The 12,662-nt window shown below is 57.6% G+C and carries 17 protein-coding genes; 6 read left to right on the forward strand and 11 right to left on the reverse strand.

From position 1 onward, the window contains the following. Positions 1–123 precede the first annotated feature (123 nt). The 10 genes from Q0K06_RS07620 to Q0K06_RS07665 all read right to left on the reverse strand — a co-directional run bounded on the left by Q0K06_RS07620 (position 124) and on the right by Q0K06_RS07665 (position 7,518). Positions 124–732, reverse strand: coding sequence for an alpha/beta fold hydrolase (locus Q0K06_RS07620; RefSeq protein WP_294550724.1), 609 nt, complete (start codon positions 730–732; stop codon positions 124–126). A 31-nt stretch (positions 733–763) separates the two neighbouring features. After that, positions 764–1,267 (reverse strand): HD domain-containing protein, encoded by a 504-nt coding sequence (locus Q0K06_RS07625; RefSeq protein WP_294550726.1) that lies wholly within the window; start codon positions 1,265–1,267, stop codon positions 764–766. 30 nt (positions 1,268–1,297) lie between these two features. Then, entirely contained in the window at positions 1,298–2,647 is a 1,350-nt protein-coding gene (locus tag Q0K06_RS07630) for an NAD(P)H-dependent oxidoreductase (protein ID WP_294550728.1), read from the reverse strand. After that, the gene (locus Q0K06_RS07635) at positions 2,644–3,195 is read right to left on the reverse strand and encodes a helix-turn-helix transcriptional regulator (RefSeq protein ID WP_294550730.1); all 552 of its coding nucleotides are present in this window, start codon (positions 3,193–3,195) and stop codon (positions 2,644–2,646) included. The genes Q0K06_RS07630 and Q0K06_RS07635 overlap by 4 nt, the downstream gene beginning before the upstream one ends. A 233-nt stretch (positions 3,196–3,428) precedes the next feature. Then, positions 3,429–4,298: a Sir2 silent information regulator family NAD-dependent deacetylase gene (locus Q0K06_RS07640; RefSeq protein ID WP_294550732.1), complete on the reverse strand. Its 870-nt coding sequence runs from the start codon at positions 4,296–4,298 to the stop codon at positions 3,429–3,431. Beyond that, on the reverse strand, positions 4,243–5,022 hold the full coding sequence (locus tag Q0K06_RS07645; protein WP_294550757.1) for a protein-ADP-ribose hydrolase: 780 nt from the start codon (positions 5,020–5,022) through the stop codon (positions 4,243–4,245). Before Q0K06_RS07645 ends, Q0K06_RS07640 begins: the two co-directional genes overlap by 56 nt. Further along, entirely contained in the window at positions 5,009–5,638 is a 630-nt protein-coding gene (locus Q0K06_RS07650; RefSeq protein ID WP_294550734.1) for a 4Fe-4S binding protein, read from the reverse strand. Before Q0K06_RS07650 ends, Q0K06_RS07645 begins: the two co-directional genes overlap by 14 nt. 16 nt (positions 5,639–5,654) lie before the next feature. Beyond that, positions 5,655–6,233: a nitroreductase family protein gene (locus tag Q0K06_RS07655; protein WP_294550736.1), complete on the reverse strand. Its 579-nt coding sequence runs from the start codon at positions 6,231–6,233 to the stop codon at positions 5,655–5,657. Between the two features lie 2 nt (positions 6,234–6,235). Beyond that, complete coding sequence (gene acgM / locus Q0K06_RS07660) at positions 6,236–7,267, reverse strand: radical SAM/SPASM domain protein, ACGX system (RefSeq protein WP_294550738.1); 1,032 nt, start codon at positions 7,265–7,267, stop codon at positions 6,236–6,238. Between the two features lie 104 nt (positions 7,268–7,371). Continuing rightward, complete coding sequence (locus Q0K06_RS07665; protein ID WP_294550740.1) at positions 7,372–7,518, reverse strand: hypothetical protein; 147 nt, start codon at positions 7,516–7,518, stop codon at positions 7,372–7,374. A 231-nt stretch (positions 7,519–7,749) separates the two neighbouring features. On the opposite strand from Q0K06_RS07665, the gene Q0K06_RS07670 reads away from it, so the two are divergent. Next, positions 7,750–8,085: a helix-turn-helix domain-containing protein gene (locus Q0K06_RS07670; RefSeq protein WP_294550742.1), complete on the forward strand. Its 336-nt coding sequence runs from the start codon at positions 7,750–7,752 to the stop codon at positions 8,083–8,085. A gap of 232 nt (positions 8,086–8,317) precedes the next feature. On the opposite strand, the gene Q0K06_RS07675 is transcribed toward Q0K06_RS07670, so the two are convergent. Continuing rightward, positions 8,318–9,001 (reverse strand): hypothetical protein, encoded by a 684-nt coding sequence (locus tag Q0K06_RS07675; protein ID WP_294550744.1) that lies wholly within the window; start codon positions 8,999–9,001, stop codon positions 8,318–8,320. 316 nt (positions 9,002–9,317) lie between these two features. Here Q0K06_RS07675 and Q0K06_RS07680 point away from each other — a divergent pair, with 316 nt between their 5' ends. From Q0K06_RS07680 to Q0K06_RS07700, 5 genes are all read left to right on the forward strand, one after another. Beyond that, the gene (locus Q0K06_RS07680) at positions 9,318–10,214 is read left to right on the forward strand and encodes a LysR family transcriptional regulator (RefSeq protein WP_294550746.1); all 897 of its coding nucleotides are present in this window, start codon (positions 9,318–9,320) and stop codon (positions 10,212–10,214) included. Between the two features lie 204 nt (positions 10,215–10,418). Further along, on the forward strand, positions 10,419–10,934 hold the full coding sequence (locus Q0K06_RS07685; protein ID WP_294550748.1) for a flavodoxin: 516 nt from the start codon (positions 10,419–10,421) through the stop codon (positions 10,932–10,934). A 16-nt stretch (positions 10,935–10,950) separates the two neighbouring features. Beyond that, a complete protein-coding gene (locus tag Q0K06_RS07690) occupies positions 10,951–11,121 on the forward strand; it encodes a hypothetical protein (RefSeq protein WP_294550750.1) in 171 nt (56 codons plus the stop codon). A gap of 44 nt (positions 11,122–11,165) precedes the next feature. Next, positions 11,166–11,996 (forward strand): SDR family oxidoreductase, encoded by an 831-nt coding sequence (locus Q0K06_RS07695; RefSeq protein WP_294550753.1) that lies wholly within the window; start codon positions 11,166–11,168, stop codon positions 11,994–11,996. Between the two features lie 273 nt (positions 11,997–12,269). Next, positions 12,270–12,467 carry a hypothetical protein gene (locus Q0K06_RS07700; protein WP_294550755.1) on the forward strand — a complete coding sequence of 66 codons (198 nt, stop codon included), beginning with the start codon at positions 12,270–12,272 and terminating at the stop codon, positions 12,465–12,467. The last annotated feature ends 195 nt before the right edge of the window (positions 12,468–12,662 follow it).

The following is a 12,662-nucleotide window of genomic DNA, read 5'->3' on the forward strand; positions in this document are numbered from 1 at the left end:
GCTCTGTTAGTCCGCCTGACGGGCGGCAATAAAGGCCGCAATGGCGGCCACGGTCTGGTCCTGCTGCTCCTGGGCCGGGATTTCGGCGGGCAGGTCCCCTTTCTGGGGGCCGTAGTTGCCAAACTAGGCGTGGTTGCCGCCCTGAATTTCCACCACATTTTCCGTGTAGTCCAGCTTGTCCTCCACGCTTTGGTTCAGGGAACCGTAGACAGTGAGGGTATCCTCCGGCGGATAGCCGCCGTAGAGATAGGCGCCCAGCAGGATGAGACCGTCCACCTGGTCCGGGTGGCTGGCGGCGAATTGGGAGGCCATGGCCCCGCCCATGGAGTGTCCGGCGATGTACCAGTGGGCCACGCCGGGGAATTGCGTCATGACATCCTCCGCGGCATTTATGTCAAAGATGGCCATGTGGAAGGGCATATCCACCAGGATACAGGTAAGGCCGGTCTGCCGGAGCTGATCCAGCAGAGGCAGGTAGGCGGCAGCCTCCACTTTGGCGCCGGGGTAAAAGATAACGGCAGTGTCGCTGGGGACAGAGGGAGAGAGCACGGTCAGATTGTCCCGGGTCTCAATGCCATCGTCCTGGGCCAGCACCGCCAGGGCCGCGTCCTCAGCCCGGTAATAGTCGGACACATACCAGAAAAAGCCTGCCGTCAGCACCAGAAGTACAGCCAGCAGCACGCCGGCGGCAATGAGCAGCCTTTTGCGGAGCGTGTGGGGTCGTTCCTTCAATTCCAATCACCTTCCTGAAAGCACGGCGCTGTCACTCCACAGCGTAAATGGTCCGGCAGAGAGCTTTGCCCGACGCAGTCCGGAAAATCTGCTTCAGCGCGTGCAGGATAGCCTCATGGCTCAGGCCGTCCTCAAAAAAATTCACCAGAAAGTCGGCCTCTACCAGAATTTGATAGTCCGGCCCGTCGATATTGGTGTAGGTGTGGTGGTGGCCCACCAGATAGCAGATCCGGTCGACATCCTCCGGCGCCAGGCCCAGTTCCTCCAGCATGGACCGGGCGTAGGCCGGGCCCACCTGTTCCTGAAGGGACCCGGTGCAGGCGCCGTACTGCTCCTCCGCCGGACGTATGCCGATGTCGTGCACCAGGGCGGCGCACTCGGTGAGAAACTGGGTGTGCTCGTCCAGATGCTCCATGCGGCCCATCATCTGGGCAAAGCGGTGCACCTTCATCAGGTGTTGGATGCGCAGAGGGTCGCCGCGATTAAAGTCAAACATACGCTGTTCCAGCATCTCAATTTGCACGCTGTATTCCATAAAAAACCTCCTGCTGGTTACGCCCGGCCGTCAGCCCTGCTTCACCTGGTCAATGACCTTCTGGTAGGGCGCCGCCATGGCCTCGGTCATCTTGCCCTTGGCCTGCTTTTGCAGCGACGGGATGGATAGCAGCGCGCCCACCAGCTTCATCTGAAGAATGCGCTTCTTCTGCTTCTGGGGGAAGTCGTAGATGCCGTGCTGCTTGTAGAATTTGTGGTCGGCTTTCATTAAGCCCTGCATCACATAGATCAGATCCCGGAAGATCTTCATGCCGCCCACGCCGTAGAAATTGGCGGGGCGGGCCAGCTTCTTTTCCATGGCAAAGGCCAGGTTCTCCGCCAGCGCCTTGATGTCTCCGGCGGTGTCTCCCTCGTCGGTGGCCACGCCGGCCAGATAGTTGCCGCCCACCTCGGCACGGCCCTCCACGATCATCCGCAGATTGGGCTCATACCGGTAATCGCCGCTGATGAGGTAGGCGATGGGGGTGCCGTGGGTCACGGTACGGTGGCCGTTGCAGAACTGCCGGTCGTCAAAGCACTTAAAGCTGGAGTGGGTGTAGTGGTCTGAGATGGTAAAGGCGTACACAAAGCCGTCGGCGGTCTGGATGGTGTTGCGCAGGAATTGGTCAAACCCATCCTTGTAGACGCATTTGCCGGTGATGGCGCAGCCAAAGCAGCCCAGGCACCCGCCGCCGAAGGGAAAGTCCCGGATATTCACCACCCGGCTCTCATAGGGCAGGGCGGCGCGGAAATCGGCAATCATGTTGGCCAGGTTCCGGTCGTCGTGGGCGCAGTTGGTCACGATGACCACATCCTTGGCAGAGGACTTGGGTGCCTGGGGCAGGATGGGCTGGTAGACGGAATTCTCCCGGACCGGAGCCTGGACGGGCGGGGTGACAAACAGGCCGTGCTCACAGGAGAAGATGAGCTGGTCGAAAAAGTCCCGGGCCTCCTTCTGCCCCTGGGGGCTCAGCAGATCCTCCATGTCGGCGGACAGGCCCCGGATAACCTTCATGCCCAGATCGAAGCAGTTCTCTTCCACATAGCGGTGGGCAGTCACGTCGAAGAAGTGCTTGGAGGTGGTGATTTGGCTGGCAAACTTGCCGGACAGATCCACGCCGTCGGCCTTGATAAGCTCAATGAGCCGGTGGAGCTGATAGGGGGCGATAAAGGTATAGACCGGGTAGCAGAACAGGATCAGATCGGCCTGCTCCAGGGCGGAGCGGACAGGGGAGAAATCCTTTTCGCAGGCTCTGATGCGCTGGCCCACAGGCAGGAAGGAAAAGGTGTGCTCCGGGTGCAGGGCCTGCAGATAGAGTGCCGTGTGGACGGTGGCGGAGTTTTTCCCCTTGGGGCTGGCGTTCAAAACAAGAATGTTCATGACGGTTCCTCCAATTCGCAGAGCAGGCGGCGGTACCAGTCCTGCTCGAACTGTGCGGCTGCGATGCCGTAAGCAATGGTGTACGCCTGAAAGCGAAAGACAGCGTCCCAGTCCTGCCCGGGGGGCAGGGAGTTCTCCTGGGCCTGCCGGAACCGATCCCGGATGGTCCGCAGCACGGCCTCGGTCTCCTCCATCTGGCGGATGTAGTTCTGAATGGCAGCGGAGCGCTCCTCCGGCTTGGCCAGTCCCAGGAAAAACAGCCGGGACAGCTCCATGTTTTTTACTTTCTCCGCCTGCATGGGCTGGGCCACCCAGGAGGAAAAGGCGGCGCGGCCCGATTCAGTGATGGAGAAGATTTTCTTGCGCCGCCCGCCCTCAGCGGCCAGGGCGGCGGTGATGCGTCCCTCCCGCTCCAGCTTGGACAGAGCGGCGTGCACGCTGCCCGCGCTGTGGGAGCAGATGAGAGCCAGGTTCTGCCGGATAAACTGCTGAAGCTCATACCCGGTCATGGGGGAGAGGGACAGCAGTCCCAGCACCAGATACTCCATAGGCGCCTCCTGATATATCGAATAGATATATTATACGGCGGACCGGCGGTCCAGTCAACAGGGGGCGAGGCCCACGGCAGCCGCCGGGTTTCGGCACCGGGCGCCGTTCAGCTGCCTCAGCGGAAAGCGCGTGGTGCGCAGCGCCCCGGCGGCAGAGGCGAGCAGGCGGGGGAGGACGATAGCCCCGCAGAAAAGGCGGGGAAACGGACTGTTCGCTGCCGGATGAGATACATTTAGAGAAGTTGGCGCAGTACACAGCCAATATCGCCATTGATGCAGATGGACTGCGCCGCAATTTCCTGAGGACATGCCGCCTGACCATTATTAATACAGGCGTAGATGGCGTGCTTATTCTGGGCGGTCATCTTCCAGAACGGATACTTGATGATGACCGGGGTGTTGTAGCCTACGCCCAGCTCCAGAAACAGAATGGGCCTGTTGGAGTTGGCCTGCAAAAACCGTTCATAACGCTTCGCCGCTGCGTGCCAGCCTTCATCCTCGACAAAAGTTCCGTCTGCGCGCAGATTCATAGACATGGGTGCGCCGCACACTGGACAGCGGGGCACCAATTCGCTGGGAATTTTCATATCTTTCTGCCGCGCCAGCATGGTTCGAACCGCGGCCTCGTTGTCATAGGTCCGCTGGCAGCAGGGCTTGGAACATTGCCAGAGGCCATAGTCTCCCTGGGTGTAAAAGAGCCGCTTCCTGTCGAATCCCGACCGCTGAAAACAGTGATCCACATTGGTGGTAATGACGAAATAGTCCTTTTCTCTTACCAGGCGGAGCAGGTCCTCATAGACCGGCCTGGGCGGGGCCAGGTAGCGATTGACATAAATATTGCGGCTCCAGAAAGCCCAGTACGCCTCCAGCGTGTCATATGGGAAAAATCCGCCGGAATACATGTCGTGGAACCCATACCTGGCCTCAAAGTCGGAAAAGTACTGCTGGAACCGATTGCCGCCGTATTCAAAACCGGCGGAGGCGGAAAGACCGGCTCCGGCGCCGATGATCAGGGTATCTGCCGCCGCCAGCGCTTGCTTCAGCTGTTCAATCTGCGCGCAGGAGTTCCCGGTAGATTTTGTAGTCGATGTCCTTAAATACATTAAAAATTACCTCGATGCTGTTTTGCGTCTGTTTTTGAAATTCCAGTACTGTATTCAGGGCAATTTCCGCTGCCATACGGTTGGGAAAGTGAAATTCCCCAGTGGAGATACAGCAAAATGCTACGCTTGGGATGTGATACTCCTCCGCAAGAGCAAGGCAGGCGCGATAGCAAGCGGCCAGCAGCCGCCGGTCCGTCCCGGTTACGGCGCCCTCTATGATAGGGCCAACCGTATGGAGGATGTACTGGCAGGGCAAGTTGAAGGCCGGGGTCAGTTTTGCCTGTCCTGTCTTTTCACAGTGCCCCTGCCGCTGCATCAAATCGAAACAGGCCAGCCGAAGCTGCACACCCGCATAAGTATGAATCGCATTATCAATACATCCGTGGCAGGGCACATAGCAGCCGGTCATGCCGCTGTTGGCGGCGTTGACAATCGCCCCACAGCGCAGTGTGGTAATGTCGCCTTTCCAGAGGTAAATTCTACGCGTCACCGGCGTCAAATCGGTCAGATTTGTGATGCCCTTTTCTGCTGTTTCCTGCTGCAAGTAGGCGTCCTGCACGGCCAGGAACTCGCTGCCAACAGGCCTGGGCGTCCGGACATTCATCAGGGAGCGCAGTAAATTCCTCTGCGCCTGCTCCTCTGCGGGAATTTTAATGTGGGAGTACTGCGGTTGTTCCCGCAGCAGTTCCCGGATGAGGAAAAGCCTTCTCTCAGTTTGGGTCACAGCAGCCACGCTTTCTCACGGCTTTGACCGGACAGAGTTCATAGCAGTTCCCGCAGTGGAGGCAGTGTTCCTGCTGGATGACAAAGGGGAGCCCTTCTGAGATGCACTGCTGGGGACAATGCCGGGCGCAGGTACCACATCCAATGCAGTGTTCGGAGATCATATATCCTTTCGGAGTGAGGCTCCCGCGTCCCATAGTGTAATTTTCCCGCAAGATAGGGTGCACCCCCAGATGAAAGTATTCAATTTGCGCGTCTCGAATGGCGAATACCACGCCGATGCTCCTGGTATCGCCGGGGTAGACATTGGAAAGGTAGGGCTGCTCGGAAAAGATAGTGTCGATCCACCCGCGCTGTTCCTCCTGAGGGACAGGCACCGCTCTGGCCGACAGGCGTATCATCTCCTTATATTTGGTATATCCCAGAATTTGAACCCGGCCGTCGGCCAGCAGCTCCTGACAAAAATCCTTTCCCCGGGCGGTGAAGAAGTAGATGGCGTCCGGCTCATAGTGAATGGCGCTGATATTCCGTATCTGGGGATTGCCGGAGGCGTCCACTGTGGCAAAGGCCAGAACGCCTACATATTGCAGTTTTTGCAGGCAGGTTTTTGCATCCATATCGTTACCCCTCTTTTTATTCTATTATCATATACCGTCCCGGCTTTATGGCCTTCTCCTGGGGATAACTGCCTTTGCAGTAGCCCAGAGCGACAAAGCAGCGGGCTGCATAGTTTTGAGGCACATGCCAGTCCTCCAGCAGCTTCGCGCCAAATTCGCTGTCAAAGGTTTCTTCTCCTCTGGCAATGATGCAGGATGATATGCCCAACTCGGCTGCCTCCAGCACCATGTTCTCTGCGCAGCAGAATGCGTCTGGGATGGCGTAGAGAAAGTCCCGCGGTGAAAAGACTGCGCAGACTGTGGGGGCGCCGTAAAATCCGCTTTTGATGGAAGGATCGTCAATTACGCTGGGCTGGGTTCGGGAGACATAAGAGCCCATAAGCCTTGACCGGTCAAAGCGGGCAAGATTGAGCGTTCCAATCCTTTCGCACAAGTCTCTGTTCCGGATTGCGCAGATAAACGTGCGCTGTCCGCCGCCGGCGTTGGGGACGCACAGCCCTGCGTCCACAATTTTTTGCAGAGCGGCCCGCTCAATCTGCTGACTTTGATACCTGCGGATAGACCGGCGGTGTTTCATCAGTGCTAATAGCTCCATCCTCAGATCTCCTTCCAGCACTGAGGATCGGAGGCGTAAAAATTCCCGTCCTTGCCGCTTGCCACGGCGGGACAGCCGCGGCACCAGGCCAGCAGTTCACATTTGGAGCATTTCTCAAATTTCCTGTAGTCCCGATAGCGCTCCATCTGGCAGACCCACACGTCGGCGATCCGATCAGCAAGGACATTTCCAACCTTACTGTTCTGCACCCGGCGGCAGGCGAAAATATCTCCCGTGGGCAGGATGGTCAGGTGGCAGTTGCCGCAGTTGCATCCGCCGTAGATTGTGCCGTCTTCCGCAGCTTCAGGGATTTTGAACGCGCCGGTCTCATATTCATACAGGGTCCAGAGGTGATCTTTTTTGTTGAAATAGGTTTCACAGCCCGCAGCCTCATATGCCCGGAATTTCCGATCACAGGTTTCCAGCAGCGCGCGATAGCGCAGCGGGGCAATACCGGTATCCTTTTCCTCGCCGGTGGGGCAGTAGCGGGCAAAGGTAAATACGTCGACCTTGTGCGCCGCCACGGTGTCAATGATGTCTGGGACTTCGTCTATGTTGGCGCCGGACACTGTGGTCATAATCACGCTGCGGATACCGGCCCTTTTGAGACACGGGATCTTCTCCAACGTAATATCAAAGCTGCCCGGTTTGCGAAACCAGTCGTGGGTATCCCGCATCCCATCCAGGGACAGCTGGTATTTCTCACAGCCATACTGCTTCAGCCTGTGGCACACCGCATCGTTCAGGTGAAAGGGGTTGCCCAGAATCGTAAAGGGAATATCGTACTGCTTTATCAGCGCAAGCAGCTTCCAAAAGTCAGGGTGGAGAATGGGGTCGCCGCCGGTAATATAGAAGTAGGGCAGCCGGTCATACACCTTGCAGAAATCCAGACAATTATAAAAAGTATCCTGCATCTGTGCCCAGCTCATGGAGTCCGGCTGTTTGCAGGCATCCTCTGAAAAGATATAACAGTGTTTGCACCGCTGGTCGCATGCGTCTGTAATGTGCCATTGAAAAGAAAAATACTGCTTCATATCATATAGCCTCGTCTATGTTAAAAAATCGATCTGCTCGAACTGGCTGTGCAGAGCTTCCCGGCGGGCACAGGCCCGCCGGGAAGCTGTTGGAGGGGGACAGGTTACTTGCTGCCGGCGCCGCAGGCGGCGGGCTGCTTCACGGGCTGATCGCCGGCGCCGCACGCGGAGCCGCAGGCCGCAGGCTTCGCTTCCGGCTTGCCGGAAGCGCCGCAGGCAGAGCCGCAAGCGGCGGCAGGGGCCGCCTCCATTTTCCTGTTCCATCAAAAGAGGTTGGAAAGTGCCATTGTTTACTACCTCCATGTTCAGTGTCGAAGGGTGACTCCCGTTCGCATTTTTATTGTAATTCATGGCCGGCCATGCGAAAAGTACGCACAAATCTATTACTTGGTCACCTTTTTGTAACCCACTTGCGCGGAGCAGGATCTTACATTATATTTGTAATATACAGCGGATTTAAAATGCAGAAACGAGGTGGAGGTATGCTTACAAAAGAAGAAATGCCGGCGTGTCCGGTTGCTACCACGGTGCAGTTGATTGGAAGCAAGTGGAAGCTCCTGATTATCCGGAACCTGATGCAGCGTCCCTGGCGGTTTAATGAACTGCGAAGGGATCTGGCGGGTATCAGTCAAAAGGTTTTGACGGACAGCCTCCGTTCCATGGAGGAGGATGGCATCATTACACGCACGGTCTATCCGGAAGTGCCGCCCCGCGTGGAATATGCCCTGAGCGAGCTGGGGAAATCCATGCGCCCGATCATCGAGGCGATGGCAGAATGGGGAAGAAACTATAAAGCGAGATGTGCCGGCCGGGTGTGATTACACCAATCTCTCTTCCGCAGCATTCAAAAGAACTTGGGGGACAGTGACAGCGGACAGAATGTCCCCATATGCCGTACCTTCAGCAAACGCAGTTCTGTACCTCTGTGGTGACGCCGCCTCCAGGCGTCTGGTGATCGCTTCGCACGCAATAGAAAAACTGCTCCCAGTGCCGCTTATGACGGCCCTGGGAGCATGACGTGTCACGTATCTGTTTCAGTGGGTTTCCCCATTAGTTCGCCAAATTTACCTCAGCGCCGGTGCTGTCTGTCCCAGCCCCGGTGAGCCGATCCACCGTGTACCAGGCGGCGGTGCTGTTGTGGTCTCCCAGGTTCTCGTAGACCTGAATCGAGACAGTGCCGTCGTCGTTGGTCTGCGCGGCCGCCGTCAGGCTGCTGCTGTCCTGGCCGCTGTTGTGCTCTTTGTAGTAGGCGACAGCCAGATCGGACAGCTCCTGGTTGCTGTAAAACCGGAAATCATCAGAACCCTGGCCGGAGATATAGGTGAGGTGCTCTGTGGTACCGTCCTCCCACTCCAGCGCGGCGGCATCGCTGTCCATGGTCACAGTGCACACGGAGGCGCTGTCGGCGCCGCCCATGGAGAATGTGGCCTGCGTTCCATCCAGCGTATAGGTAAAGCCCACGCCGGTGCCGTCCTCCAGACTGGCTGTGCGCCCGGAAGCGCCGTCCTCATCAAAGAAGTAATACTGCCCGGCGTCGGAGAGCCAGGTGCCGGGGGTGAAAGCGGTCTCCGCGGCGGGTGAGGAGGCCGGGGGCTCGGATGTCGCGGCGCCGCCCTGCGCGGTTGGCTCTTCTGCCGGTGTGGCGGGGCCTGCGTCCTTGGATGTACAGGCCGCCAGCAGCATGGTAAACGAGACTGCCAAACACAGCATACCCGCCAAATATCGTTTTTTCATCCGGAATCACCTTACATAGGATTACACATGGAAGAAGCGCCAGACACGTTCTCCCGCATTCTGCCTCCGGGACGGAGCTGGCTGCCTGCTTCCGTGCTGCCCCTTTATACCATGGTAGGGTGGCCTTGTCAACCAAACATCGGCAACCTTTATAAAAAAGAAAGACTCTGTTCACATCATCTGCAATTTTGGGGCTGCTGCCTCCAGCCGTATGGCCGGGGCGCATAGCGCCGCAAATCTGCGTTTACTTTTTCCTGCGCATCTGATAGACTGATAGGTGCAAAAATCAGCGGCTTTTTCCGGGAGGTGGCAGGCTTTGCTGCTCAGACAGATGAAATACTTTACCGCCGTGGTGGACTGCAGCAGCTTTACAGAAGCGGCGGAGCGGTGCTACATCTCCCAGTCTGCCATCTCCCAGCAGATCCAAGCCCTGGAGAAAGAACTGGGGGTGGAACTGATCCACCGCTCCAACCGGAAGTTTACCCTGACGGCTGCCGGAGAGTATTTCTACGCCCACAGCAAGTCGATTCTGAGCCAGGTGGAGGAGCTGACCCGTGAGACGAAACAGTTGGGCACCGACCAGGAGCGCCGGCTGCGCATCGGCTATCTGCGCTGTTACAGCGGGCTGGAACTGCATGAGGCGATTGCCGAATTCTCCCGGATCTATCCGGAGGCGGCCATCAGCATCGTCAACGGGACCCACGAAGAACTCTACGACCTGCTGCGGTTCGGCGGCGTGGATCTGGTTTTGAATGACCAGCGGCGGGCCTTCTCAGACCTGTATGTGAACTTTGAACTGATGCGGTGCGGCTGCTACGCGGAGCTCTCCCTCCACAATCCCCTCAGCAAACAGGAGACGGTCAGCCTGGAGGATCTGAAACGTATTCCCTGTATTCTGATCGCATCCCGGGAGCAGCAAAACGCGGAGCAGGAGTATTACCAAAATACCCTGGGTTTTGGGGGCAGCTACCTGTTCGCGGACAATCTGGAGGAGGGGCGGCTGCTGGTGGTCAGCAATCGGGGCTTTCTCCCTATTGAGAGTGTTGGCACCCTCCCGCCCGCGGGAAGCGCTGTCTGCCGCCTGCCGATCTTCCAGAGCGGCCAGCAGCTCACCCGGAATTACTGCGCCTTCTGGCGGAAAGAGCGGAGCGGCTACTATGTGGAAGAATTCGCGGAGCTCCTGCGAAAGCTTTTGCATCAAGCGCCCAGGTAACCGAATAAAACATAGACGTGATTTGGGAAAACCAGGCCGCCATCGGGCAGCCTGGTTTTTTTATCCCATCAGCTGTTGCGGTCCGAGGATTGCGGCAGGTCGCTTCGCATAAGGCATACTTATGAAATCAATTCAAAATCGAAATTGCTGATTTTGCGGTTCCGACTAAAATAAAACCAACAGAGGAACGAAGGAGGATTATCCATGAGCAAGACTTTGATCGTGTATTACTCCCGCAAGGGGGAGAACTATGTGAACGGCAGCATCCGGAATCTGTCAAAGGGCAATACCGAGGTGATTGCGGAGATGATCGCCGACCTGACGGGCGGTGATTTGTTTGAGGTGGAGACCGTCAAAACCTATCCCGCCGACTACTACGCCTGCATCGACGAGGCCAAGGCGGAGCTGCGCCAGGGCGCCCGGCCGGAACTGAAAGCATATCCGGACAGCCTGGATGGATATGACACCATCTTTGTGGGCTATCCCAACTGGTGGGGCACCATGCCCATGGCCATGTTCACCTTCCTGGAGCACTACGACTGGTCTGACAAGACCATCTGTCCCTTCTGCACCAACGAGGGCAGCGGCATGGGCTCCAGCGAGCGGGACCTGAAAAAGGTCTGCGCCGGTGCCACGGTTGAAAAGGGCCTGTCTATCCACGGGGCCGAGGCCGCCCGGTCCCGGGACAAGGTGGAAGCCTGGGCCAAGAGCGCGGTTTGAGAACAGGAGGCACACCGTGGAAAAAAGAACATTGGGCAAGAGCGGCCTGTCGGTCAACCCGGTGGGCCTGGGCTGTATGGGACTGAGCCAGAGCTATCCCACCTTCCCCGAAAAGAAGGACGCCATCACCTTTTTGCGGAAGGTGGTGGAGATGGGCGAGAACTTCTTTGACACCTCGGAACTCTAATGATTTCAACAGAAAACAGATTGGATAAGAAAGAAGTCATTCCCATGAAAAATGTTATGATTTTGACTGGCGCCGGACAGATCGGCATGGCCATCGCCCGCCGGATGGGCTATGGCATGAAAATCGTCATCGGCGATAAGAAGATGGAGAATGCCCAAAGGATCTCCCGCACCATGAACGAGGCCGGATTTGATACCGTGGCCCGGGAGATGGACCTGTCCTCCCGGGACTCCATCAAAGCTCTCATCGCCCAGGCCCAGAGCTACGGCCCCATCACCATGCTGGTGAACGCCGCCGGCGTGTCCCCAAGCCAGGCCCCCATCGAGGCGATTCTTAAGGTGGATCTGTACGGCACCGCCGTGCTGCTGGAAGAAGTGGGCAAGGTCATCGCCCCCGGCGGAGTAGGCGTCACCATCTCCAGCCAGTCGGGCCACCGGATGCCCGCCCTCACCCCGGAGGAGGACGAGCAGCTGGCCTGCACCCCCACCGAGGAACTGCTGAAGCTGGATATCCTCCAGCCTGAAAATATCAAGGATACTCTCCACGCCTACCAGATGGCCAAGCGGTGCAACGAGAAGCGGGTCATGGCGGAGTCTGTGAAATGGGGCGAGAAAGGGGCCCGGGTGAACTCCATCTCCCCGGGCATTATCGTCACCCCCCTGGCCATCGACGAGTTCAACGGCCCTCGGGGCGACTTTTATAAGAACATGTTCGCCAAGTGTCCCGCCGGACGGCCCGGCACCGCTGACGAGGTGGCCAACGTGGCAGAGCTGCTCATGGGCCCCAAGGGTGCCTTTATTACCGGCTCGGACTTCCTCATTGACGGCGGCGCGACGGCATCTTATTTCTACGGTCCCCTGAAGCCGGAGACCTGATCATCCACTCATACCGTTTCGATGAGGAGGCAATCACAATGAGCAGAATCTGATTGCTCACTGGCGTCTCCAGCGGATTTGGCTGCGAGATGACCCGGCAGCTGCTGGAGAAGGGCGATACCGTTGTCGGTACCGTCCGGAACCCGAAGAAAGTGGAGGACCTGATTCAAAAATATCCAGGAACCTTTGACTGCGAGATTCTGGACGTGACCGACGTGCCGGCCGTACAGAAAGACGGTGAAAGATGCCTTCTCCAAGCACAGGAGGATCGATGTGGTGGTCAGCGACGCCGGCTATGGCCTGTTCGGCTGCGTCGAGGAACTGACGGATGAAGAAATCAACCACATTATTGCCACCAACCTGACCGGCTCCATCCAGCTGCTCAAGACCGCGCTGCCCTGCCTGCGGGAGTACCCCGATGAGGTTCGAGCCGAACTCAGGGGCGAGGAAAGTCCGGCATTGCAAATGTAAAACATGAAAATACCACCTCAGATTTTGAGGGACAGTAAACAATGAAGGGCACTCCTTCCGAAAAGAGGGTGCCCTTCAAGTGGTCAAGGCCAAAACCTGTCTGTGGTATTTCTGTGGTCAAGTCACAACCTCCGGCTAAGCCGGAGGCTTGATTAAGCCCTATAAGGGCATAATACAGACAATACCCCTAAAGGG

Origin of the sequence: uncultured Pseudoflavonifractor sp. (assembly GCF_944387805.1) — a bacterium.
Taxonomy (GTDB): domain Bacteria; phylum Bacillota; class Clostridia; order Oscillospirales; family Oscillospiraceae; genus Pseudoflavonifractor.